Source organism: Nonomuraea sp. bgisy101, assembly GCF_057708945.1.
In genome coordinates, this window is sequence record NZ_JBYITD010000011.1 from 148,234 (window position 1) to 171,714 (window position 23,481).

The window sequence follows — 23,481 nt, forward strand, 5'->3', positions numbered from 1 at the left end:
CGTTGGCCTACTTCGGTGTGGGCCTGCTTCTCGGCGCTTCCAGCGTCGCCGTCGTCGCCGCGACGATCGGCGGCGTGTTCCAGGCGCTGCTGCCGCCGTCCCTCCGCCTGGGGCTGCTGGCCCTGCTGGCAGGGGTCGTGTTCCTGCGTGAGGCGGGCCTGATCACGCTGACGGTCCCGGAGAACAAGCGGCTCGTGCCCGAGCACGTGCTCGGCCGCGGCCGGGTGCTGGGCGGCATCCAGTTCGGGTTCGAGATGGGGACGGGCATGCGCACGTACTCTCCCTCGGCCCTACCCCACCTGGTGCTCGTGTCGCTGGTGCTCGCCGTCCCGTTCTCCGGGGCGATGGCGGCCGCGGCGGGTTTCGCGGCGGCGCGCTGGATCATGGCGGCGGCGAGCATCTTCCACAGCGACGACGGGGAGTGGACCGAGCTCTGGTTCGACAACCAGCGACTGCTGGCCGTCGCGACCGCGGTGGGGACCATCGCCTCCCTGCTGCTCGGCCTGTGGACGGCCGGATGGTGAAAGCACTCGTCGTCATCTACGACAGCGGGTGCGGCGGATGTTCGGCCATCGCGTCGGCCCTGTCCGGCGTGATGGCCCCGCCCGTGCTCGTCCGCTCCTGCCGCGACCCGAACCTGGAGCGGCAGTACCCCTCGCTGCGTGGCACGGTGCCGTGCGCCAGGCCGCTGGCGATCGCGCTCGGGCCGGACGGCGAGGCCGAACTGCTGAGCGGACTCCGGCTGATGTGGCGCGGAGCGCTGCTGGTCGCCCCCGGCCGCCGCCTGGCCGCGGTACGGCTGGCCGTACGCATCATGAGGACCCGCAACCGGTCGAAAGCCGGTTGACGGGTTCGCCGCCTCGTTCTTTCCCCGACCTTTCCTCGGCCTTTCCCGCTTTCCTTCTTTTCGCTTTCTCCTTTCCGCGCCCTTTCGAAAACGCCGCTCCTGTGTAAACGACGGAGACGCCGACCGCGACCGGCTCGCCGCTCGCGGTCACCCCGTTAGTGGGGATTCTCCGCGTGGGTGAGGGTCTCCCAGCCGAGGAAGTGGCTGACTCCGGCCGGACGGCCCTGCTCGACCAGGCGCTGCGTGCGCGACATGCCGATGCCCATCCGCTTGTGCAGCGCGTTGTAGCCCACCTCGAACGTGGGCCCGAGGCCCGGCGTCACCGAGCCGCCGCACAGCCACGACGGCACCGGCTCGCCCAGTTGCAGTCCCGCGTGGAAGCCCATCGCGTGGCGCAGCCTGTCCTTGCCCTCGGCGTACAGGTCGAGCCCCTGGTGGCGGGCGGTCTCGGCGACGTGCGCTGCGGCCGCGATGCCCCAGCCCGTGTGCCCGAAGTCCCTGCACGTCTCCTGGGCCAGGCCGTCCACGAACGTGGTCTGGCCGTGCCAGTAGCCGATGATCTCGTCCCTGGTGTCGTACTTGCTGCCCGGTCGCGACTTCGGATAGGCGCCGTCCGTCTTCAGGTAGACGTAGGCGGGCAGCCGGTTGCGCCACAGCTGGACGGCCTTGTCGAACGACGCTCGATCGTCGAGGAAGACGGCGATCCCGATCGCCGCGTCCGTCATGATCAGCTCCCAGTTGCCGTTGGTGTTGGCGCTGCCGTTGACGACGGTTGGGAGGTAGACCTCGCGCAGGGCGGTGGCGAACCTGCCGGCGTTCGACCAGCCGCCGTAGGTGTGCTTGATCAGCTCGGCGGCCCGCGAGAACGACGCGCCCGACCAGCCGGTCTGCAGCGGCGCGTTGTGCCCGGTGTGCGAGGAGATCACGGCCGACCAGGCGTCCATGATCTGCACGGCCTTCTTCGCGTGGCGGTCGTCCTTGGTCAGATACCACTGGAGCGCGTGCGCGTAGGCGGCCATGGCGTCGTTGCGCTCGTCGGAGCAGCCGTGGTTGGGGTTGGAGCTCGGGCCGCACTCGACGACGGCGCGCGGCTTGGGCGTGTACGACAGGGATGCGAAGGAGTGGGCGCGCAGGGCGCTCCAGGCCGACTTCCACGGTTCGTTGCCGAGGTTGGCGCCGACGAAGTCGAGCTGCGCCCTGCTCACCAGCACACCTGGATGGTTGAACGGCGCCGCCGCACCCGCCCGCCCGGCGGCCGCGGCATGACCGGCGGCGGGGGCCTGGAGGGCGGCCGTGAGAGTCGCGGCGGATAAGACGGCGGTGAGGGCGAGGCGTAGACGCATGGCGGGAGATCCTTCACGTCCGAGGGGTGTCGTGCCCTGACGCGCCCATCCCACCGAAGAGTCGGAGCTCCCGTCAATAATTTTAGGAAAGTTTCCTAACCCAATCGCGCGGAGGCGCTCAGGACACGGTTCGCGCGAGCCGGAAGCCGAGGTCGTCGATCGCGAACGTGGGGTGGCTGCGGCGACGCACGGACGCTCCGCAGCCCCGCGCCTGCTCCGCCCAGCTCCCGCCGCGGAAGATGCGGTAGGAGCCGTAGACCTCCTCGTCGTACAGGTCCCAGCACCACTCCCAGACGTTGCCCAGCATGTCGTGCAGCCCCCACGGGTTGGGCGCCTTGCCGCCGACGTCGTGCACCCGCTCGCCGGAGTTGTCCGCGTACCAGGCGATGTCGTCGAGTTCCCCGTAGCGGTAGCCGCTGGTCCCCGCCTTGCAGGCGTACTGCCACTCCGCCTCGGTCGGCAGGCGGTAGCCGTCGGCCGCCCAGTCGCAGATCACCTGCCCGCTCTCCGGGCCGCGGGAGTAGACCTGGTCCAGTCCTGACAGGGCCGACAGGCGGTTGCACACCTCGACCGCGTCGAGCCAGCTGACGTCGGTGACGGGCGAGGCGCCGCTCGCGGAGGGGGCGGCTCCGGTGACGGCACGGTGGAGGGCCTGGGTGACCGGGTACCGCCCCAGCAGGAAGGGGGCGACCTCGGCCCGCCACGCGGTGCCGCGCCGGTCGTCCCGCAGGTCCACGGCGCCACCGGGGATGGCGACCATCGAGGGAACCGACGGGTCGTCGGTCAGTGGGTGCACGCGGCGCGCCTCTCGGTCCGGGGGCGACCACAAGGTCGTCGCGCCCATGATACGGACGGCGTTCCAGTCGCCACGCCCCGCCATTGGCCTCGAGCGGTCAGAAGGTGATCTCGTCGACCCGGGCCGTCCGGGCACCGGACGACACCAGCTCCTGCTCCACCTCCCGCGAGATCTCGTGCGCGGGCCTGCCGTCGTCGTGGGTCGCGTGGGCCCCGCTGACGAGCGTCACCTCGTGGCCGAGGGCCAGCGCGGTCAGCGCGGTCTCGCGCACGCACCACTCGCTCTGCATGCCCGCCACGACCAGGTGGCTGGCGGGGAACAGGAGGTCGCCCAGGTCGGTGTTGGCGAAGGCGTCGGGGAGCACCTTGTCGATGACGGGCTCGCCGTCGAGCGGCCGGTGGACCAGCTCCCATCCGGGCGTGCCCGGCGCGTCGGCGTCGTCGGGGCCGCCGGCGTTGCGCACCCACGCCACGGGCTCGCCCGCCGTACGGGCCCGGTCGAGCAGGGTGGCGATGGCCGCGGACACGCTCTCCCACGCGGGGACGGGGGCGGGCGGCTCCAGCATGTTCCGCTGGACGTCGATGAGCAGAAGCATGCGAACACCTTATCGAATGCGGCCGTGACAGCGATATGGCAGCGGCACGGTGCACCGTGATCGGCATGACACACGTTCTCATCGTCGGCTCCGGGCCGACCGGGCTGACCCTGGCCATCGAGCTGGCCCGCCGCGGCGTCGACCTCCGCATCGTGGAGAAGTCGCCGGTCCACCCTGAGGGAGTGAGGGGCAAGGGCCTGCAGCCGCGCACGCTCGAGGTCTTCCACGACATGGGCGTCATCGACGAGATCCTGGCGACGGGCGCCGCCTACCCGCTGCTGCGCTCCTACAAGGACGGGCAGGTGATCTGGGAGGGCCGCATGCAGGAGCCGAAGGAGCCCAGCGAGAGCGTGCCGTACCCGGAGCTGATCATGCAGCCGCAGTGGCGCACCGAGCGGATCCTCAGGGACCGGCTGGCCGAGCTCGGGCACGAGGTGGAGCTGGGGATCGAGGTCACCGGTTTCGAGCAGGACGCCGAGGGTGTCACGGCGACGCTGTCGAACGGCGAGCGGGTCAGCTGTGCCTACCTGGTCGGCGCGGACGGCGGGCGCAGCACCGTGCGCAAGGCCCTGGGCGTCGGGTTCGCGGGTGAGACGTTCGAGACCGAGCGGATGCTGCTGGCCGACGTGAAGACGCCTGACGTCGACAGGGACCACTGGCACCTGTGGGGCGACATGGCCGCCCGGACGCTGCACGTGGCGCTGTGCCCGCTGCCGGGCACCGACGTCTTCCAGCTCACCGCGCCCTACACGGGAGAGGACGACCTGCAGCGGATCCTCGACACGCATGCGGGGGTGAAGCTGACGGAAGTGGTGTGGCGGTCGGAGTACCGGGTCAACATCAGGATGGCCGAGCGGTTCAGGGTGGGCAGGGTGTTCCTCGCGGGGGACGCGGCGCACGTCCACTCGCCCGCCGGCGGCCAGGGGCTGAACACCGGCGTGCAGGACGCCTACAACCTCGGCTGGAAGCTGGCCGTCGGCTCCGACGTCCTGCTCGACAGCTACGAGCAGGAGCGCATGCCGATCGCCGAGCACGTGCTGGGGCTGAGCACGCGCCTGCTCAGGGAGGCGGACCTCAAGCGCGACGAGGAGACGCAGCAGCTCAACCTCGGCTACTGGTACGGCCCGCTGTCGGTCGGCCCCCGCGGGGGCGAGCGGGTGCCCGGCGTGTACGGCGGCGGCAGGTTCACCCTGCTCGCCGACACCTCCGAGCGGTACGGCGACGCCGTGCGCGTGCTGCCCGCGCCGGAGGGCCAGAAGGGCGTGCTGCTCGTCAGGCCCGACGGCTACGTCGGCTACGACGGCGACGAGGCGGGCGTGCGGGACTACCTGTCACGGCTCGGGGTCGAGACCGCGTAGCCGCGTGGCCTCCGCCCGCAGAGCGGCGGCCTCGGAGCCCGGCAGCCACGCCGCCGCGCCCTCCAGCACGGTCGCCCTGACGGTCTTGTCGTCGCCGTCCGCCGTGAGCTCCAGCGCCGCGTCCACGTGGGCGCGCGAGCCCGACGCCGTCGCCAGCTCCATGTGGATGAGCGCGACCAGCTGTCTGGGTGCGCCCTCCACGAGCGTCAGCGCCTCACGCAGCAGGTCGACGGCGGTCTTCTGGTCGCCCTTGCGCCGCGCGATCTCGCCGCGGACGTGCAGGACGCGGGCGCGGGCCACCGGATCGGACTCGGCGGCCTCCCACGTCTGGTCGAGCGAGGCCTCGGCCTCGTCGAACCTGCCGAGCCTGGCGTGCAGCTGGGCCAGGCGCACCCGCAGCATCACGGGGCCGGGGATCGCCTCCATGCCGCCGATCGCCGTGGCGTGCCGTACGGACTCGGTGGCGAAGGACAGCGCGCGGGCGGTCTCGCCGCGGTTCTCCGCGGCGAGGGAGAGCCAGGTCAGGGTCATGGCCTTCCCCCACCTGTCGCCGGTCCGCTCGAAGCCTTCGAGGGCGGCCTCCAGCGGGGAGTCGGCCGCGCCGGGCGTGCCGTACTCGAACTCGACGAGGCCCGCCATCAGCCGCACCGTCGCCCTGGTCCACGGGTCCGGGTGATCGCCCAGCCTGGCCAGGGACCTTCTCGCCTCCGCCATGACGCCGTCGGGCGCGGCCGGCGCGCCGGTCAGGCCCCACCACGCCAGGGTCGCCGGATGGTCCGACTCCAGCAGCGCGGGTCCTGGCACGCCGCCGGTGATCGCCGCGCACAGCTCGTGGGCCAGGCCCTCCGCCTCGGGCATCCTGGCCGCCCACGCCTGCGCCTCCCGTCGTCTGCCCCGCATGATCCACAGCCAGATCCTGGCGAGGAAGAGCCTGAGCGGATCGCCCGACCGGTCGAGGGCGGCGTCGAGGTTGGCCTGCTCGGCGTCGAGCACGGCGAGCCAGTCGAGCTGCGCGTCCGTCCTGAGGAAGGAGTCGGCCCGCTCGGCCAGCGCGGTGTAGTAGCGGGCGTGGGCCGCCACGACCGAAGGGTCGTCGAGCTTCTCCGCGGCGTAACGCCGTACCGTCTCCAGCATCGTGTAGCGCTCGCCCTGCACCGTCACCAGCGACTTGTCCACCAGCGACTCGACTCCGGGCCCGCACACCTCCAGCACCGCCTCGTAGGTGGCCCCGCCGGAGAAGACCGACATCCTGGCCAGCAGCCGCCGCTCGTCGGGAGACAGCAGCTCCCAGCTCCAGTCGATCACCGCGCGCAGCGTCCGGTGCCGTGGCTCGGCCGTACGGCTGCCGCGCAGCGACAACCGGTCGCCGAGCTGGGCGGCCAGGAGCGAGGGAGACAGGGTGCGCAGCCGCGCCGCCGCCAGCTCGATCGCCAGCGGGATGCCGTCGAGCTCGCGGCAGATGTCGGCGGCGGCCGACAGGTCCAGTCCCGCTCTGGCCGCCGCGGCCCTGTCACTGAACAGGTGGACGGCCGCGGCGGCGTCCAGCGGCGGCACGGTGTGCAGGTGCTCGCCCGTCACGTCCAGCGGCTCCCTGCTGGTGGCGATGATGCGCAGAGCCGGCACCTCGGTCAGCAGCCGCGATGCGACGTCGGCGGCCTGGTCGATCACGTGTTCGCAGTTGTCGAGCACGATCACCGGTGAGGTGCCGCGCAGCGCCGCCACGGGATCGGCGGCCTTGACCGCGCTCGACAGCGCCGTCAGCACGTCGGACACCGGTGCGAGCGGGACCAGCCACACGCCGTCGGGCACCCTGAGCGTGGCGGCGGTCTCGATCGCCAGCCGCGTCTTCCCCGCGCCGCCGGGACCTGTCAGCGTGACCAGCCTGGCGACGCCGAGCAGCTCCCGGACCCTGGCCACGTCCGCCTCCCGCCCGACGAAGGTGGTCAGCTGGGCCGGCAGCGACGAGCCAGGCGAATCGCGCAGCGCCGCCTCGTAGGCGTCGAGCAGCTCGCGCCCCGGGTCCATGCCGAGTTCGTCGGCCAGCCGCCGCCTGACCCGCTCGAACACCTCGAGCGCCTCCGCCCGCCTGCCGTCCGCCAGCAGCGCCCGCACCAGCAGCGCGTGGTACGGCTCCCGCAGCGGATGCGCGGCGACCAGCCCCTCGAGCTCGGCCGTCACGTCGGCTCCCCGCGCCAGGTCCCCGGCGATCCGCTTCGCGAGCGTGGCCAGGCGCAGCTCCTCCAGGTGGGCGGCGGTGGCGACGGCGAAGGGCATGCCGGCGGCGTCGGCGAGCGCCGTACCGCGCCAGAGCGACAGCGCCTCCTCGGCCGCGCCCTCGCGCGCCAGCCGCTCGAACCGCCACGCGTCGACGTCGTCGGCCCGCACGTCGAGGAGGTAGCCGGACGGATGCGTGACGATCAGGCCCGGCGCCTCCCTGCGGGCGCGCGAGACGAGGGACTGCAGCGCGCTCGTCGGGTGCTCGGGCGCGCCGTCCTGCCACAGGTCGTCGACCAGCCGCTCGGCCGTCACCACCCGGCCGGGGTCGAGGGCCAGCCTGACCAGCAGCGCGCGCAGCCGGGTGCCGGAGACCCCGGCCCCTGAGATCTGGAGAGGGCCGAGGATCCCGATGCGCATACGCACATCTAAACGTGCCGGCAGGACTACGGTGTCACCAGGGCGGCGATGAGAGGGCGGCGCTCACCTGACCCGCCTGCCCATCCTGAACACCGCCACCGGACGCAGCAGCGCCGTCACGTCGGCCAGCGGGTCGCCCTCGACGGCCAGCAGGTCCGCGTCGAACCCGGCCATGATGCTGCCCTTCCTGTCGGCCACCCGGCAGGCGCGCGCCGCCTGCGAGGTGACAGCGCGCAGCGTGTCGAGGGGGGCGTAGCCGAGGCCGACCAGCATCGCGGGCCCGTGCGGCAGGACCCCGTGGGGTTTGATCGGCCCGATCCCCGCGTCGCTCCCGATCACGAACGGCACGCCCGCCGCGTACAGCGCCCTGAGCGACTGCAGGATCCCGGGAATCCGCCGGGCGATGCCGGGCGGGGGCGGCTGGTCGCTGGGAACCATGCCCGCGGTGACGGAGACGATCACGTCGGAGGCGGCCAGCCGGGCGATGATCGCGGGGTCGGGCTCGGCCGAGTCCTCGGTGAGGAACGAGCAGTGCTCGATGGTGTCGAATCCGGCCGCGAGCGCGTCGGCGATGCCCGCGCCCGCGTGCGCGTGGGCGGCGATCGGCAGGCCGTGCGCGTGGGCCTCCTCCACGGCGGCGCGTAACTCCGCCAAGCCGTACTGGCGCAGGTGCGAGTGGGTGCCCGGGGTCATCTCGCCGCCGGTCACCATCATCTTCACCACGTGCGTTCCGCGCCGCGCCCGCTCCCTGACGGCCGCTCGCACCCCGTCGACGCCGTCGGCCTCACCGCCGAGGAACCAGCAGTGGCCCTTCGTGGTCGTGATCGGCGGTCCCGCGGCGAGGATCTCGGGACCCTCGGTGACGCTCAGCTTCCTGGCGAGCCGGAGAGCCAGGAAGTTCCGGTCGCCCAGATCCCTGACGGTGGTGACGCCCGCGGCGAGCGTGGCGGCCGCCGCGTCCCGCATCCTGTCGAGCAGCTCCTCGTCGGTGGCCCCTGCAAGGCCGGCGACGGGGTCGACGCCGGCGTCGAACACCAGGTGGACGTGACAGTCGATGAGACCCGGCAGGAGAGTGACGTCGCCGAGGTCGAGATCGGCCACGCCCCGGTCGGCGACGGCGGCGATCCTTCCGTCCTCGACGTGGACCACCCGCTCGCCCAGCAGCTCCCTGCCGTCGAAGAGACGGCGTGCGCGTATGGCTGGCATGGTGCCAATGTGGCGGCGCGTCGGGCGTCCGTCATGAGTAGCCCATACTCAGCGGGCGGCCCCACGCCGCGGGTTCACCGGGCGTCGAGGCGGACGTTCTCGCGGTGGAAGAGTCCCGACAGCAGCCACCCCGCCAGCACCCGCACCCGCTGTCCCATCGTCGGCACCACCAGCAGGTGGTAGCCGCGGTGGGCCAGCCACCCGAGCAGCCCCGTCAGCCGCACCCGGTGGATCTGCGCCACCCCCTGCCGGTGCCCCAGTCCTGCGACCGAGCCGAGGTAGGCGTGCCGGTACGGCCTGAGCGGCTCCCCTCGCACGTCCGCCACCACGTTGCGCGCCAGCACCTTGGCCTGCCGCATCGCGTGCTGGGCGTTGGGCGCGGTGAACTGCCCTGGCCTGGTCAGGTCCGGCACCGCCGCGCCGTCGCCTGCGGCGAAGGCGTGCCTGACGTCGCGCACGTTCAGGAACTCCGTCGTCTCGATCCTGCCGAGCCGGTCGACGGGCAGCCCGCTGGCCGCCGCGAGCGGGTTCGGCCTGCCGCCGGCCGCCCAGACCAGGGTGCCGGCGTCCAGCTCGGTGCCGTCGCTGAGCGCGACGTGCCCGTCGACGGCCGAGTCGAGGGTGGTGCCGAGCCGTACCTCGACGCCGCGCCCTGTCAGCGTCCTGACCGTCCACGCGCCGAGGCGGCCGTCGAGCTCGGGCAGGATGCCGCCGGTCGCCTCCACCAGGATCCAGCGCAGCTCCGCAGGGTCGAGCCCGTGTTCCTTCGCCGCGTCCTCGGCCATCGCCTGCAGCTCGGCCAGCGCCTCCACCCCCGCGAACCCGCCGCCCACGACGACGAAGGCGAGCGCCGCCCGCCGTACGGCGTCGTCGTCGGTCGAGGCGGCGACGTCGAGCTGGGCGAGCACGTGGTCGCGCAGCTGGACGGCCTCGCCGAGCGTCTTGAATCCCATGCCGTGCTCGGCCAGCCCCGGCAGCGGCAGCGTCCTGGTGATCGAGCCGGTGGCCATGACCAGGATGTCGTAGCCGAGCGTGCGCGCGGGACCCCGCGCGGGCTCGAAGACGGCCGTCCTCGCATCGTGGTCGAGGCCGGTGACGCGGCCCGTCAGCACCCGCACGCCCTTCAGCACCCTGTGCAGCGGGGCGACGACGTGCCGCGGCTCGATCGCGCCGCCCGCGGCCTCGGCGAGGAACGGCTGGTAGGTCATGTAGTCCTTGGGGTCGACCACCGTGATCTCGGCCTCACCCGCGCGCAGCATCCTGCGCAGGTGCCGCGCGGTGTACATGCCGACGTAGCCGCCGCCGATGATCAGGATCTTCTTCGCGCTCATACCCATATGACGTGACGGCCCTGGCCTTTGTGACAGTTACGCGTGCGGTCCGACCGAGATCTTTCCGATCGTCAGGCTGGGGGTGGCCTCCAGGATCTCCCCGATCCTGCCGACCTGCTGGTCGAGCTCGGCCAGCTGCTTCGAGGTCAGCTCGTCGAGCGGCTCGACGGTGACGGTGAGCCGCTTGCCGGAGCGGCGCTGGTGCCACACGCCCGCCACGATCCCGTCGATCAGCAGCACGGGGTAGTTGCCCGCCTGGCTTCTCGCCAGCGCGCGGTCCCACGCCCTGCCGGGGAAGAGCTGCTCGCGCGGGTGGGAGCCGACCACGAAGGCGTCGAAGTACGGCAGGAGCCGCACGCCCCTGGCCGGCTCGTCGGGCGCCTCGGTGTCGCCCGCGTTCACCCAGCCGCCCTCCACCCGGTCCAGGGCGGCCCTGCCGAACACGTCGGCCGCCCAGGTGACGGGGGCGGACAGCCACCTGGCGAAGTACTGCGGCGTGGAGGGGCCGTAGGAGTGGAGGTAGGCCTTGAGCAGCTCGGCCTGCGCGCTCTCGCTGTCGGCGGGACGTACGCCGGGGTTGGTGTAGGTGACCTTGCGCCCGCGATTGGGCCCGAACGCGAGCACGCCCCTGTGCGCGGCCAGGTGCGTGGCCTGACGCCAGCGCGGCCACTTGGTCTGGAAGGCGTCCATGACGCGGTCGCCCGCCCACGGGCCCGCGATCGCGGTGACCGCCTCGTCGAGTTCGTCGATGGTGAGCGCCTGGTCCTTGAGCGCGATGCCCACAGCCACGACGACCTGCTCGATCTGGTCGGGGGTGAGCAGGTCGACGCGCCCCGAAGGGAGCGACGAGAGCGCTCCTGTCCACATGGCGAGGTCGGCGGTGGGGAGCAGATGGACGGTGCCGCGCGGGCCGAACGTCTTGGTCAGGCTGCGCTCGGTCCACAGCGCCTCGCGGACGTCCACCCTGGAGGTGCCGGGCAGGCGGAGGCTGACCGACAGCTCGGCCGCGGACAGGATCTGCGCGTGGGCGCCGCACATGGCGGCCACGACGTCGGCGGGGGTGCCCTGCTGGGGGAAGTGGCGTTCGAGGCGGCGGGCGTTCCAGTTCATGGCCTCAGCGTAGGAGCCATTGCGGCACGTTTCGTTCCGCATTCTTCCGGAGTGAATCGCTCCGTTATAGTGGGGGGATGAGAGCGATCGTGATGGAAGAGTTCGGCGGCCCCGAGGTGTTGCGGGCGCGCACGGTTGACGACCCGGTACCGGGCGAGGGCCAGGTGCTGGTGCGGGTGGCGTTCGCGAGCATCACCTTCGTGGAGACGCAGGTGCGGGCGGGGACCGGCCCGTTCGCGCCGCCGGCGCTGCCCCGCACGCCGGGCAACGGTGTCGGCGGCGTGATCGTGGCCGTGGGGGACGGCGTCGACCCCGGCCTGGTCGGGACCACGGTGGTGACGACGACCGGCGGCGTCGGCGGATACGCCTCGCTGGCCGTGGCCTCCGCCGCCGACGCGGTGCCCGTGCCGGAAGGGGTGGCACTGGAGGACGCGGTGGCGCTGCTGGCCGACGGGCGCACCGCGGTCATGCTCCACGAGCAGGCGGAGATCGAACCGGGCGAGCGGGTGCTGGTGCTCGCGGCGGGCGGCGGCGTCGGCGGCCTGCTCCTGCAACTCGCCGCCGCCTCGGGCGCCGAGGTGGTCGGAGCCGCGCGCGGCAAGCGCGCGCTCGTGGAGCGCCACGGCTCCTTCGTCGACTACTCGGCCGAGGGCTGGGCGCGCTCCCTCGAGGTCGACGTGGTCTTCGACGGGGTCGGCGGCGACGTGGGCACCGAGGCGCTGACCGCGCTCCGCCCCGGCGGCAGGGCGAGCATGTACGGCATGGCGAGCGGGTCGTGGTCGAGGTCGGACGGCCTGCCGATCACCGTCATCGAGCGCGGAGGGCCGCCCAGCCCGCAGGAACTGCGCAGGCTGGTGGCCAGGGCGCTGGAGCTGGCCGCGCAGGGACGGCTGGTGCCCACGATCGGGCAGACCTACCCGCTGGAGGAGGCGGCCTCGGCGCACAGGGCGATCGAGGCCCGCCAGACCACAGGAAAGACCCTGCTGGTCATCTGACCGCGCCGAACGCGACCGCGGTGGTGGAAGCGATCACCGTGGTCAGCACGACCAGGAACAGCACCGACCGCATCGGGTTGCGCCGCTGCGGCTCCGGCTCCTCGGGCCGCGCCAGGACGCGCGGGGAGGGCGGCTTCGCCGGTGTGGGCGTGGCCTCGGGTGTCCTGACCGGTGGCCGCGCCCGCACGGGCAGGACCGGTTGCGGCCGTGGCGCGGGCCTGGCCGGTTCGCTCCGCGGCCGGTTCGGCCCGGGTGTCGGTTCGGGCTCCGGCCGGGGTTTCGGCGTCGGCTCGGGCACCGGCTCGGGCGGCTTGGGCGTGGGTGTGGGCGGCTCGGGGGTCGGCTCCGGCGGCGGAAGGCACCCTCCGCCCACCTCGACCACCAGGCCTGCCACGGTGACGCACACGCCGACCGACACGTTCACCTCGGCCCCGCCCTCACCTGCCCCCGGCGCTTCCACGTGGACGCTCTCGCCCACCTCCACCTCCACGGGCCCGGGGTCGGCGGGCAGGGCAGCGCCGAGGCAGAGGACCGCCCCCACCAGCAGCGCCGCCGCCCTCACGCGCCCCCCGCGATCCGCTGGAACTCCTGCAGCACGGTCCGCAACGCCTCGGGCCCGACCGCCAGAGCCCCATCGAAGGCGCGCGAGATGTCCCAGGTCAGGTACACCCCGACACCGAGCATGCCCGCCATCGCCATCAACGGCACCAGCGTCAGCCCGCGCGGCCTGGCGCCGGCGAGGAACGGGAAGATGATGACGACGACGCCGGTCAGCACGGTCAGCCCGAGCAGCCCTGCGGGGGGAGTGGTGCCCGCGTCGGCGGCCCTGCGGCTGCGCGCCGCCGACAGCTCCTCGACCTTGTCGAGCACCAGGGCCTTGGTGTCGTCATCGAGCTGGGCGGCGTCGACCCGCGTCCGCAGCGCGTCGAGCCGCGCCCCGCCCTCGGGCGACATCCGGCCCTCCGCCATCAGCGGCCACTCGTCGCGCACGACGAACTGCACGTAGTCGCGCAGGCTCTGCCGTACCCACAGCTGGTCGGCCTCGGGCAGGTCGCCCGCCGCCCAGTAGGTCTCCACCGCCGCCTGGCCCTCGGCGAAGGTGTTCTGGCGGGCGGCGTCGGCCGTGGTCCATGGCACGATGATGGCGATCGCGAACACCAGCAGGAACAGCGCCGACAGCATCGCTCCCGCGTGGCCGGTCGACGGTCCTCCAGGGTCGCGGTCCTCGGTGCCGAGCTTCCTGAACAGGAACGCGGTGAGCGCGACCACGGCGACGGCGGCCGCCACGGCGGCAATCAGGGCAAGCATGACGCCGACTCTAGTGACTACCGAGTGTCACGTCGCGAACACGCAAAGAATTTCTCGGCGGCGTGTCGAGGACGCGCGGCCCCGTTCCGACTCAGGGGCATGAAATACCTACGGATGATCTACGCGAATCCGGAGACCTGGGACACGCTCGCCGAGGAGCGACGCGACGAGCTCGCCCGGATGGCCGACGAGGCGAAGGGGGAGGAGGAGTCCGCGTGAACGGCATCCAGCAGACCATCGACTCGCTGGCCGAGTCCGGCGTGGAAGGCGGCGTCCAGGTCGCCGTCTACCGGCACGGCGAGCTCCTCCTCGACGCCACGGCCGGCGGCGTCGCCCCCTCCGCCCTCGTCTACAGCGCCTCCACCGGCAAGGCCGTCACCGCCACCGTCGTCCACGTGCTCGTGGCGCGAGGGGCGCTGTCCTACGACACCCCCATCGCCGCGCTGTGGCCGGAGTTCGGCGCGCACGGCAAGTCCGCCGCCACCGTACGGCACGCGCTCACCCACACGGTGGGCGTGCCCGCCGTACCGGACGGGACGACGGTCGAGGACCTGTGCGACTGGGACACGATGTGCCGCGGCATCGCCGCCTCCGTCCCGTGGTGGGAGCCGGGCACGAAGACCGGCTACCACGCGCAGACGTTCGGCTGGATCCTCGGCGAGGTCGTCCGCAGGGCCACGGGCAGGCCGATCTCGCAGGTGCTCCGTGAGGAGATCGCCGAACCGCTCGGCGTCGCCGACGAGCTCTTCCTCGGCGTCCCCGCCGCCGCGCTCGGCAGGGTGGCCCTTCTCGACGACGCTCCGGGCAACGCCGCCCTGCTGGAGGCCATGGGCGACTTCCCCGGCACGCCCCGAGCGCTCCTGCCCGACGCCGCCTACGCCAACAGGGCCGACGTGCTCACCGCCGACATCCCGGCGGGCGGCACCTTCTCCGCGCGCGCCGTCGCCCGGATGTACGCCGCCCTGCTGGGCGAGGTGGACGGCGTGCGCCTGCTGACGCCCGAGCACCTGCGCGAGGTGACCTCGCCCGCCTTCACCGGCACCGACCAGCTGATGGGCAACCCCGTCACGTGGGCGCTCGGCTACGCGGCGGGCCGTCCCGACGGCTCGTCTCCCGAGACCTCGTTCGGCATGGTCGGCGTCAACGGCAGCGCGGCCTTCGCCGACACCGCGTCGGGGCTGGCGTTCGCGCTGACGAAGACCCGCTTCTCCTTCGCCGACGCGAGCACGGTCGGCCGGATCCTTCCGCTGCTCCCCGCCTAGCGCGACCACGGGGCCCGTGACGCCGAACCATCGGGCGATCGGGCCCCCGGCCGGGGAGCCGAGCGCCACCCCTCCGACGGTTCGCCGCATCCGCGCGGCCCATTGACAAGCACAATTTTTACGTACAACATTGTTTTTGCGATGAGAGACGTCCTGTACCTGGAACAGATCGAGCAGGCCGAGGCCCTGCTCAAGCCGCAGCGCATCGAGGTGCTGCGGCAACTGGCGGAGCCGCGCACCTGCACCGAGGTCGCCGCCCAGCTCTCCCAGACCCCGCAACGCGTCTACTACCACGTCAAGAGGCTGGTGGAGGCGGGGCTGGTCGAGCAGGTGTCCGAGCGCAAGGTGCGCGGCATCAGCGAAGGCATCTACCAGGCCACCGCCCGCTCGTACTGGCTCTCGCCCCGCCTCGTCGGGCGCATCGGCCTGAGGAGGACGCAGGACGAGCTGTCGCTGGGCTACCTCCTCGACCTGATGGAGGAAGTCCAGGCCGACATCGCCGCGCTGGACCGCAACAGGCCCGAGCTGCCGTCCGTCGGCGTCTCGGGCGAGATCAGGGTGCCGCCCGAGCGTCGCCAGGAGTTCATGGACGACCTGCGTGGCGCGCTGCAGGACCTCTTCACCCGATACGGCGGCGCCGAGGGCGACGCCTTCAAGCTGGCCGTGGCCTGCTACCCCAAGGGAGAGACCGATGACTGAGCCGATGATCCTCCGTGTCCGCGTCGCCGCCCCCGCCAAGCAGGTGTGGCAGGCGATGACCGACCCCGAGTCCCTGCGCGCGTGGTTCGCCGAGCACGTCGAGGTGGACCTGCCGAACCGCTTCGCGTTCTGGGGCCGCCACACTCCCGAGGGCGAGGCCCCGCACCAGCGGGTGCTGCACGCCGACGACCACAGCCTGCGCCTGGAGTGGACGCTCGACGGCGAGGCCACCACCACCGAGCTCTCCGTCGAGGAGGAGAGCCCCGACTCGACGATCGTCACCCTGAAGCAGAGCCACTTCGACTTCCAGGACGTCATCACGGGGGCCAGCATCAGGGGCGCGCTGCAGACGTTCTGGTGCCTGTCGCTGGCCAACCTCGTCGACCACGTCGAGGGCCGCGAGCTCACGCCCAAGGTCGACTACACCTCGGCCACCATGCGGGAGGAGATCGTCATCGACGCCCCCATGCCGGCCCTCTACCGCTCGCTGACCGACGGCGAGGAGGCCACCCGCTGGTTCGGCTACCTCATCGAGATCGAGCCCGTCGTCGGCGGCCGCTGGGCCATGGGCGGCTTCGACAACCCCGACCCTGCCAAGGTCATCGACCTGGTCGAGGGCCGCGCGATGTCGGTCGACTGGGGCTCGCCCGGCATCTCCAGCTGGGAGCTTGCCGAGTCCGGCGGCAAGACCAGGCTCACGTTCGTCCAGTCGGGCTTCGACGAGGCTCGTCCGCCGCACGCGGCATGGGGCGGCTGGCTGTCGGGTCTGGCGGAGCTGCGTCGCTACCACGAGCTGCCCGACTGGCGTCCGATCTGGGTCGAGGCCGCGTGAGCGCCGTGTGAAGGCGGCGCAACGGCCGGGGCGCCCACCAGTTGGCCGCCCCGGCCAGCCGCATGAACGCCGGCACCATGACGGCCCTGATGATCGTGGAGTCGACGAGGATCGCCACCGCCATCCCGACTCCCAGCATCTGCACGAACACCACGCCCGCTGTCGCGTACACGGCGAACGAGAGCGCGAGAATGGCCCCCGCGGCGGTGATGAGGGGCGCTCCGCGCTGCAGGCCCGTCGCGACCGCGGCGACGGTGTCGCCGCTCCTGGCGTACTCCTCCCTGATCCTGGAGATCAGGAAGACCTCGTAGTCCATGGACAGCCCGTAGGCGACGCAGAACATCAGGATCGGGATGCTCGGGTCGATGCTTCCTGTCGGCGTGAACCCGAGCAGGCCCGACAGGTTGCCCTCCTGGTAGACCCACACGATCGCGCCGAACATCACCGCCATGCTCAGCAGGTTCAGCACGGTCGCCTTCAGCGGGATCAGCACGCTGCCTGTCATCAGGAAGAGCACCACGAACGTGACCGCGAACATCAGCCCGATCAGCAGCGGCAGCCGGTCCACGACGGAGGCGCGGTAGTCGGCGAGCTCGGCCGTGTAGCCGCCAACCAGCACCTCGAAAGGCGCGGGCGCGGCGCGCACCCGCGAGACGAGCTCGATCGGGTCGCCCTCCATCTGCGCGGCGGTGGGCACGACCGACAGCCAGGTACCCTCACCGCCGCGGAACCTGGCGGGGTCGCCGTCGCCCACGCGCGACCCTCTGACGTAGGAGCCGGCGGCCGAGTCGACCTGCGCGACGCCTTCGAGCCGTGACAGCGCGGCGGCGTAGCCGGCGACGACGGCGACCGGGCCCGTCGACGGGCCCGTGGACACCACCTGGAGCGCGTCGGTCTCCTCGGCGGGGAACTCCGCTCTGATGATCTCCTGTGTCTGCCTGGCGGGCGCGCTCGGCGGCAGGATCCTGTCGTCGGCCACGCCGAAGTTCAGCCCGAGGAACGGCGAGCCGAGCAGCAGCAGCACGAGCGTGGCGGCGCCGCCGTACAGGACGGGCCTGCGCATCACCCTTCCCGCCACCGCGTGCCAGAACCCGACGGCGCGCTCGCCCCTGTCGTGGCGCGGGATCACCCGCGCGCCCACGGCGGCCAGGACGGCGGGCAGCACCACCACCGCGCCCACCACCCCGCCGACGACCACCGCGATCCCCGCGTAGGCGAAGGAACGCAGGAAGTCGAAGGGCAGCGCCAGCAGCACCGCCAGCGACGCCGCGACCGTCATCCCGCTGAAGAGCACCGTACGGCCTGCCCTCGCGACTGCCGTCACGACGGCGTCGTGGTGGGAGCGGCCGTGCCGTACCTCCTCGCGGAAGCGGGCCATGACGAACAGCGAGTAGTCGATGCCCAGCGCCAGCCCCATGGCCAGGGTGATGTTCAGCGCGAACGTCGAGACGTCGGTGAAGAGAAGCACGCCGCGCAGCAGCGCCAGCGTCGCCACCATCGCGAACACGCCGACCATGATCGGCAGCAGGGCGCCGAGCACCCTGCGCGAGTACGCCCACAGCAGCACGAAGACCAGCGGAAAGATGATCATCTCGGCCCGCAGGAAATCCTGCCTGGCCTGGGGGACCGTCTGCCTGAACACCTCCTCGCCGCCGCCCGACCGCACCGAGATCACCTCGTTGCCCCTGGTGACCTCGGGCACCAGGGCGGGCAGGATGCGCGAGCGGACCACGTTCGCGTCGCCCGGGATGCGGGCCACGACCAGCGCCCGCGTGCCCTTCTCGTCGCGCAGCGTGGCGGGGTTGCCGCGGGTCCAGTAGGAGGCCGCCTCCGCCACGCCCTCGAACGCGCCCACCCGCCTGGTCAGCTCCCGTCCTGCCGCGGCCACCGCCGGGTCGTCGACCGTGCCGTCCACCGCGGTGACGAGCAGGATCAGGTCCACGCTCCCCGTGTGGAACCGCTCGGCCAGCTCCGCCCCTGCCCTGTCGGACTCCGACCCCGGCGCCTCGAATCTGGCCAGCGACAGCGCGTTCACGGTGCCGGCCGCGAGCGCCGCCATGGCCAGCGTGGCCAGCAGCGCCAGCACCATGACGAGACGGCGGCGCCGTACGAGAAATGCACCCACGACTCACTCCCCGAAACACGATAGACTGCTCGTGTTCGAGTAATACAAGTGTTCGCTCGTATTTGTCAACGCGGCCGGCGCCCCTCCCGCCTGTCGCCGGGCCGCGCGAGCGCCTCGTGGCCGGGAGCCCTCGGCCCGCCGTCAGGCGGGCCTAACCGGCGCTGAACCCGCTGAACAGCAGGACGGCGAGCCCCAGCGCGACCACCACGTTCACCACGGTGGCCGCGGCGAACACGCCGACGGGGCGCCAGCCCGCCTCCCGCAGCGAGGCCACGCGGAACTCCAGGCCGATGCTGACGAAGGCAAGGATGAGGAACCACACCCGCAGGTCGTTGGCCACAGCGATGACCGCCTTGCCCTCGGCGGCGGGGACGGAGGAGAGGTACCAGGTGGCGATGACGGAGGCGGCCACGAACCCCAGCACGAACTTGGGGAAGCGCCGCCAGAGCTCGATCGCGCCGGGTCTGGCGGCGTCGGCGCGGCGCTCGACGCGGAAGGCGAACCAGGCCGTCAGCGCCACGACGACCACGCCGATGAGGGCGTTCTGCGTGACCTTCACGATGGTGGCGACCGCCAGCGCGTCCTCACCGGCGAGGGCGCCGGCGGCCGTCACCGCCGCGGTCGTGTCGATGTTGCCGCCGATCCACGCGCCCGCCACCTCCGGGCTCAGGCCGAGCGCCGTGGCCAGAGCCGGCAGGACGAAGATCGACGGGAGGGCGAAGGCGATCACCAGGCTGGCGCTGTAGGCGAGCTGCTCCCGCCTCGCCTGCACGGCGCCCGCGGCGGCGATGGCCGCGCTGACGCCGCAGATCGACACGGCGGCCGACAGTAGGGCGCGCAGCTTGTCGTCCAGGCCGAGCCTGCCGCCCAGCCACCACGTGAACAGGAACACCGTGCTGATGAGCACGACGCCCTGGATGACGGCGGGCCCCGCGGCGGTGACGATCACCTTGAGGTTGATCGAGGCGCCGAGCAGGACCAGTCCCGTCTTGATGAAGAACTCGGTGCGGAAGCCGCCCGCGAGGCGGTCCCTGAGCCCCGTGGCGGTCAGGACCGCGTTGCCGAGCAGGCCGAGCGCGATGGCGTAGACGGGGTACTCGACGGTCTTGGCCAGGTCGGAGCCCGACCACCAGACCGGGACGTTCTTCTCCAGGAACCTGGTCGCCGCGGCCAGGACCAGCACGGTCAGGACGCCGGCGGAGGGCCACACCCAGGTGGCGGTCGCGGAGGGGGCGCGGGTGGTGCTCATCACGGGATCACCCCCGTGGGGATCACTCCCGCGATGACCAGCAGGAGGAGTGCCAGGCCCACGATCGTGGCGGCCCAGTCCTCACTGAGGGCGGCGCGGCTCTCGCCCTCGGTCGTCGTCTCGTGCTCGCTCATGGGATGTGCCTTTCTTGGGGGGTGAGCGGGGGCGGTTCGCGTCCCCGCCCGGGCCGGAGCGGGGCTCGCGTCCCCGCCTGAGCCGGGGGCGGGGCGCCTCCCAACGCCCCGCCCCGTGAGGAGTCCGTCCCGTCAGGCGACGACGAGGGACTCGGCGGTGAACTCGCGGCCTGCGACGATCTCGGAGACGAACCCGTCAGGTCCGACGGGCCGGTCGCCGATCAGCGTGACGCGGTGCAGGGTGCGCTGGACGTCCAAGTGGTCCAGGTCGGACGGCGCCAGGTGCGCGGTGGCCCTGTTGTCCCAGAAGGCCAGGCTGCCCGGCTGCCAGCGGAAGCGGACGGTGTACTCGGGCCTGGTGATCTGCTCGTACAGCAGCTCCAGGATCCGGCGGCTCTCCTGGGCGGACAGGCCGACGATGTGGTCGGTGAAGCCGGGATTGACGAACAGCGCCCTCTCCCCGGTCTCGGGGTGCACCCTGACGACCGGGTGGATCGAGACGAGCAGGTTGTCGTTGATCCGCTTGACGAGCTTCCCGTCCTCGTCGGTGGGCCGGTAGCCCGCGAGGAAGCGGTGTTCGGCCCTGAGTCCGTCGACGAAGGCCCTGAGCGGCTCGGACAGCCCCTCGTAGGCGGCCACCAGGTTGGTCCACTGGGTGTCGCCGCCGAACGCGGGGACGGTCTCCGCGCGCAGGAGCGAGGCGGCCGGCGGGTTGACGGCGGCGGTGACGTCGGTGTGCCAGCCCGAGTAGTACGAGTACTGGCGCCTGCGGTACAGCTCGCGGTAGTCGGGCCCGTAGCGCTCCTCGTAGCGGCGCGGGTCGATGGTCAGGATCTGCGGGAACTCCTCCGGCGGCGCGTCCTCGTGCGGGTGGGCGTGAGTGAGCGCGCCGAACCGGCGGGCGAAGGCGATCTGGCCGGCGTGGTCGAGGGTCTGGCCGCGGAAGAACACGACCTTGTGGGCGAGCAGGGCCTGCCTGATCTCCTCGACCGTGGAGGGGTCGAGCGGGTGGGAGAGGTCGACGCCGAGGATCTCGGCGCCGATGTGTCCCGCGACGCGGCGGATGTCGAGGGTGGACGTGGTCGATGGCATGACGTGGCCTCCATGGGCGTAGGGCGGTCTGTACCGGGGAGTAGGGGAGCGGGACCCGAGGTCACCGCCAGGCACAGAGGGCGCTCGCCTGCCGCATGAGATCGACGTGGAGGCGAGCGACCAGAAGCTCGCTGTAGATCACACCCTTGACACTCGGCTATATTCCCCATGAAGTCAATAGGGAATACATGAAACTCTGCGCCGCGAGCCAAGAGAAGGTGAAAGGCCATGCCGAGCCCCGTATCGAGGCCTACCGTCGAGCACATGTCGATCAATCAGGACGCCCGCCACATCGAGGCGCTGGTTCCCGCCCCCGGCCGCGCGGCGGTCGCGGTGACGCCCCCGGTCGCAGGGGAGGGACACTGGGCCGGCGCGCCCAGCGCCGCCGCCGACGACGGGCTGATCTATCTCGCCTACCGGCTCAGGCGTCCGCTGGGTGAGGGCCGCGGCTACGCGGTCGTCGTCGCCCGTTCCGCGGACGGCGAGCGCTTCGAGACGCTCACCACGATCAGCAGCGAGCAGATGGACGCGGAGTCGCTGGAACGCCCCGCCCTGGTCCGCCTGCCAGGGGGCGGCTGGCGGCTGTACCTGAGCTGCGCCACTCCCGGCACCAAGCACTGGCGGGTGGAGGTGCTCGAGGCCGCCGACCCGGCGGACTTCGACCCGCGCTCCCGCATGACCGTCCTGCCCGGCGACCCCAAGACGGGGGTGAAGGACCCGGTGATCGTACGGCACGGCGGTACCTGGCACCTGTGGGCCTCGTGCCACCCGCTCGCCGACCCCGGCGAGGAGGACAGGATGGTCACCGACTACGCCACCAGCCCCGACGGCCTGGCATGGACGTGGCACGGCACCGCGCTCAGCGGCCGCCACGGCGCGTGGGACGGCCGCGGCGTCAGGGTCAGCGCCGTGCGCTTCACCGGCGGCGGCGTGCGGGCCTTCTACGACGGGCGCGCGAGCGCGGCGGAGAACTACGAGGAGCGCACGGGCATCGCCGAGGGGACCGACCCCGCCGCGCTGACGCCCATGGGGACCATGCCGGTCGCCGCCTCACCGCACGCCGGCGGCGGCCTGCGCTACCTCGACCTGGTGGACCTGCCCGACGGGCGCACCCGGATGTACTACGAGTTCACCAGGCCGGACGGCTCCCACGAGCTGCTCACCGAACTGCGCTGATCAGGTCGACCTCCCGTTCCTCGCCTGCCGCTGCCCGTCGGGGCGGGTGCCGACCAGGCCGCCCGAGCGTTCGCGTGGCCTGAGCCAGTCGCCGAAGTCGTCGCCCGTCACCCGCTGGAGCAGGGCGACGTCGTCGGCGAAGTAGGGGATGAGCTCGCGCCGCTGCTCCCACGTGAGCGGGCGGCGCGACTTGCCGCGCTGCTGGAGCCTGTTCTCCAGCGGCTCGGCCAGCGTCCCCGGCAGCCGCCTCCTGAAGGCCGACAGCAGCGTGTGCCGGGGGCTCGCCTGCGGATGAGCGGTCACGTTCTCCCTGGGCACCTCGGTGAGCAGGCCGGCGCGGATCCCGAGGAAGCCGCAGATCAGGTCGAGGGTCTGCGCGGGCCTGTCGACGAGATCCCGGTAGCGGAAGGTCAGCACCTGCTCGCGCGGGAAGAGCGTGAACAGGTGCGACAGCTGCTCGCCGTACCTGCCGAGACCGACGTAGTGCCAGAAGTGCGCCCAGCCCGCGGCGATCCGCCGCCGCTCCTGCGCGCAGGCGCGCACCACGTCGCCGACGGGTTCGAGGCCCGCCGACCACAGGTGCGTCCAGTTGGAGTGGGCGCGCTCGACGGGATCGCGCAGGATCACGATGAGCCTGGCGTGCGGGACGGCGGCGCGGATGCGCCGCTGGGCGTCCAGGTCGTAGAGGTAGAAGGGCGTCGACTCGCCGCGCAGCGTGCCGGGAGGCGCCGCGGCGAACAGGGCCTCGTAGTCCTCGCGCCGCCAGACGTGCTCGCGGTAGGTCTCCGCGTCGCCGGGGCCGCCCCTTGCCGGAGGCGGGCCGTCGGTCAGGAAGTGCTTGGGCTCCTTCACCACGGACAGGTAGAGGTCGGGATGGCGTTGCAGCGCGGTGTGCAGCGCGGTCGTCCCGGTCTTCGGGGCGCCGATGACGAGGAAATCCGGCAGGCTCATGACCGACCCCCTATGCCTGCGCGAGGGTGAGCACGCCCGCGCCCACCAGCGCGACGGCCCACATCCTGTCGACGTCGAACCACGCTCTGCGCAGCACGGTCAGGCCCACGACCTCGAAGACGACCAGCGCGACCGCCCCCGCGACGGCGAACATCGCCGGCGTGTGCAGCGCGGCCACCCCCAGGCCCCCGGAGTCGGGCCGTTGCGCGCGGCGGTCGAAGGCTGCGACGTAGGCGAGCCGTTCGGCCGGTGCGGCGGCGGCGTCTCGGGGCGAGGGACAGAAGGTGGGATCGGGGGTCCAGAGTGCCATGAGTCCAGCATCCCCCAAATCCCTACAAGGTCAATGGGTAATTATTCATGTAAAACCAGTAGGAAATATTTACTTAGGGCGCTCGAGCGCGTAGGTTCCCAGACATGAGGCAGGGCCACTACCTGACC

Annotated in this window: 23 protein-coding genes and 1 pseudogene; 8 read left to right on the forward strand and 16 right to left on the reverse strand. The window is 72.4% G+C overall.

From position 1 onward, the window contains the following. Positions 1–17: 17 nt before the first annotated feature. Both AC3EO4_RS22225 and AC3EO4_RS22230 read left to right on the forward strand, forming a co-directional pair. Positions 18–524, forward strand: coding sequence for a hypothetical protein (locus AC3EO4_RS22225; RefSeq protein WP_431897482.1), 507 nt, complete (start codon positions 18–20; stop codon positions 522–524). Next, positions 518–847, forward strand: coding sequence for a hypothetical protein (locus AC3EO4_RS22230; RefSeq protein WP_431897484.1), 330 nt, complete (start codon positions 518–520; stop codon positions 845–847). The genes AC3EO4_RS22225 and AC3EO4_RS22230 overlap by 7 nt, the downstream gene beginning before the upstream one ends. A gap of 155 nt (positions 848–1,002) precedes the next feature. Here AC3EO4_RS22230 and AC3EO4_RS22235 read toward each other — a convergent pair whose 3' ends face one another. From AC3EO4_RS22235 to AC3EO4_RS22245, 3 genes are all read right to left on the reverse strand, one after another. Continuing rightward, the gene (locus tag AC3EO4_RS22235; RefSeq protein ID WP_431897486.1) at positions 1,003–2,190 is read right to left on the reverse strand and encodes an alginate lyase family protein; all 1,188 of its coding nucleotides are present in this window, start codon (positions 2,188–2,190) and stop codon (positions 1,003–1,005) included. Positions 2,191–2,308: 118 nt separating this feature from the next. Further along, on the reverse strand, positions 2,309–2,986 hold the full coding sequence (locus AC3EO4_RS22240) for a formylglycine-generating enzyme family protein (protein ID WP_431897488.1): 678 nt from the start codon (positions 2,984–2,986) through the stop codon (positions 2,309–2,311). 97 nt (positions 2,987–3,083) lie between these two features. Beyond that, complete coding sequence (locus AC3EO4_RS22245; protein WP_431897490.1) at positions 3,084–3,581, reverse strand: isochorismatase family protein; 498 nt, start codon at positions 3,579–3,581, stop codon at positions 3,084–3,086. 65 nt (positions 3,582–3,646) lie between these two features. Here AC3EO4_RS22245 and AC3EO4_RS22250 point away from each other — a divergent pair, with 65 nt between their 5' ends. Continuing rightward, positions 3,647–4,939 (forward strand): FAD-dependent monooxygenase, encoded by a 1,293-nt coding sequence (locus AC3EO4_RS22250; protein ID WP_431897492.1) that lies wholly within the window; start codon positions 3,647–3,649, stop codon positions 4,937–4,939. Here the strand turns inward: AC3EO4_RS22250 and AC3EO4_RS22255 are convergent. The 4 genes from AC3EO4_RS22255 to AC3EO4_RS22270 form a co-directional block, all read right to left on the reverse strand. Next, positions 4,913–7,573, reverse strand: coding sequence for an AfsR/SARP family transcriptional regulator (locus AC3EO4_RS22255; RefSeq protein WP_431897494.1), 2,661 nt, complete (start codon positions 7,571–7,573; stop codon positions 4,913–4,915). The genes AC3EO4_RS22250 and AC3EO4_RS22255 overlap by 27 nt on opposite strands. Positions 7,574–7,636: 63 nt before the next feature. Further along, positions 7,637–8,779 carry an amidohydrolase family protein gene (locus tag AC3EO4_RS22260; RefSeq protein WP_431897497.1) on the reverse strand — a complete coding sequence of 381 codons (1,143 nt, stop codon included), beginning with the start codon at positions 8,777–8,779 and terminating at the stop codon, positions 7,637–7,639. A 74-nt stretch (positions 8,780–8,853) separates the two neighbouring features. Next, on the reverse strand, positions 8,854–10,110 hold the full coding sequence (locus tag AC3EO4_RS22265; protein WP_431897498.1) for an NAD(P)/FAD-dependent oxidoreductase: 1,257 nt from the start codon (positions 10,108–10,110) through the stop codon (positions 8,854–8,856). A gap of 36 nt (positions 10,111–10,146) precedes the next feature. Then, complete coding sequence (locus tag AC3EO4_RS22270) at positions 10,147–11,220, reverse strand: winged helix DNA-binding domain-containing protein (protein ID WP_379581376.1); 1,074 nt, start codon at positions 11,218–11,220, stop codon at positions 10,147–10,149. A gap of 77 nt (positions 11,221–11,297) precedes the next feature. Here AC3EO4_RS22270 and AC3EO4_RS22275 point away from each other — a divergent pair, with 77 nt between their 5' ends. Next, complete coding sequence (locus AC3EO4_RS22275) at positions 11,298–12,215, forward strand: zinc-binding dehydrogenase (RefSeq protein ID WP_431897500.1); 918 nt, start codon at positions 11,298–11,300, stop codon at positions 12,213–12,215. Here AC3EO4_RS22275 and AC3EO4_RS22280 read toward each other — a convergent pair. Beyond that, positions 12,208–12,777: a hypothetical protein gene (locus AC3EO4_RS22280; protein ID WP_431897502.1), complete on the reverse strand. Its 570-nt coding sequence runs from the start codon at positions 12,775–12,777 to the stop codon at positions 12,208–12,210. The two genes, AC3EO4_RS22275 and AC3EO4_RS22280, sit on opposite strands and share 8 nt — an antisense overlap. Next, positions 12,774–13,523 (reverse strand): bestrophin-like domain, encoded by a 750-nt coding sequence (locus AC3EO4_RS22285; RefSeq protein WP_379581382.1) that lies wholly within the window; start codon positions 13,521–13,523, stop codon positions 12,774–12,776. Before AC3EO4_RS22285 ends, AC3EO4_RS22280 begins: the two co-directional genes overlap by 4 nt. Positions 13,524–13,738: 215 nt before the next feature. On the opposite strand from AC3EO4_RS22285, the gene AC3EO4_RS22290 reads away from it, so the two are divergent. The 3 genes and pseudogenes from AC3EO4_RS22290 to AC3EO4_RS22300 form a co-directional block, all read left to right on the forward strand. Next, entirely contained in the window at positions 13,739–14,785 is a 1,047-nt protein-coding gene (locus AC3EO4_RS22290) for a serine hydrolase domain-containing protein (protein ID WP_431897504.1), read from the forward strand. A 141-nt stretch (positions 14,786–14,926) separates the two neighbouring features. Beyond that, positions 14,927–15,484 (forward strand): helix-turn-helix domain-containing protein, encoded by a 558-nt coding sequence (locus tag AC3EO4_RS22295; protein ID WP_431897506.1) that lies wholly within the window; start codon positions 14,927–14,929, stop codon positions 15,482–15,484. Positions 15,485–15,488: 4 nt separating this feature from the next. Next, positions 15,489–16,214 (forward strand): annotated as a pseudogene (locus AC3EO4_RS22300) (SRPBCC domain-containing protein); the annotation flags it as partial. Here the strand turns inward: AC3EO4_RS22300 and AC3EO4_RS22305 are convergent. From AC3EO4_RS22305 to AC3EO4_RS22325, 5 genes are all read right to left on the reverse strand, one after another. Continuing rightward, positions 16,180–18,441, reverse strand: a complete 2,262-nt coding sequence (locus AC3EO4_RS22305) for an MMPL family transporter (RefSeq protein ID WP_431897507.1) — start codon at positions 18,439–18,441, stop codon at positions 16,180–16,182. The pseudogene AC3EO4_RS22300 and the gene AC3EO4_RS22305 sit on opposite strands and share 35 nt — an antisense overlap. Positions 18,442–18,592: 151 nt before the next feature. After that, the gene (locus AC3EO4_RS22310; RefSeq protein WP_431897508.1) at positions 18,593–19,690 is read right to left on the reverse strand and encodes a YeiH family protein; all 1,098 of its coding nucleotides are present in this window, start codon (positions 19,688–19,690) and stop codon (positions 18,593–18,595) included. After that, entirely contained in the window at positions 19,690–19,824 is a 135-nt protein-coding gene (locus AC3EO4_RS22315; RefSeq protein ID WP_379581392.1) for a hypothetical protein, read from the reverse strand. Before AC3EO4_RS22315 ends, AC3EO4_RS22310 begins: the two co-directional genes overlap by 1 nt. A gap of 132 nt (positions 19,825–19,956) precedes the next feature. Further along, a complete protein-coding gene (locus AC3EO4_RS22320; protein ID WP_379581394.1) occupies positions 19,957–20,916 on the reverse strand; it encodes a TauD/TfdA dioxygenase family protein in 960 nt (319 codons plus the stop codon). Between the two features lie 61 nt (positions 20,917–20,977). Beyond that, positions 20,978–21,058, reverse strand: a complete 81-nt coding sequence (locus AC3EO4_RS22325) for a putative leader peptide (protein ID WP_379581480.1) — start codon at positions 21,056–21,058, stop codon at positions 20,978–20,980. A gap of 122 nt (positions 21,059–21,180) precedes the next feature. Here AC3EO4_RS22325 and AC3EO4_RS22330 point away from each other — a divergent pair, with 122 nt between their 5' ends. After that, a complete protein-coding gene (locus AC3EO4_RS22330; RefSeq protein WP_431897510.1) occupies positions 21,181–22,092 on the forward strand; it encodes a glycoside hydrolase family protein in 912 nt (303 codons plus the stop codon). On the opposite strand, the gene AC3EO4_RS22335 is transcribed toward AC3EO4_RS22330, so the two are convergent. Both AC3EO4_RS22335 and AC3EO4_RS22340 read right to left on the reverse strand, forming a co-directional pair. Continuing rightward, positions 22,093–23,043: a sulfotransferase family protein gene (locus AC3EO4_RS22335; protein ID WP_431897511.1), complete on the reverse strand. Its 951-nt coding sequence runs from the start codon at positions 23,041–23,043 to the stop codon at positions 22,093–22,095. It abuts the gene before it with no gap. A gap of 10 nt (positions 23,044–23,053) precedes the next feature. Further along, positions 23,054–23,353 carry a hypothetical protein gene (locus AC3EO4_RS22340; RefSeq protein ID WP_431897512.1) on the reverse strand — a complete coding sequence of 100 codons (300 nt, stop codon included), beginning with the start codon at positions 23,351–23,353 and terminating at the stop codon, positions 23,054–23,056. Positions 23,354–23,481 lie beyond the last annotated feature (128 nt).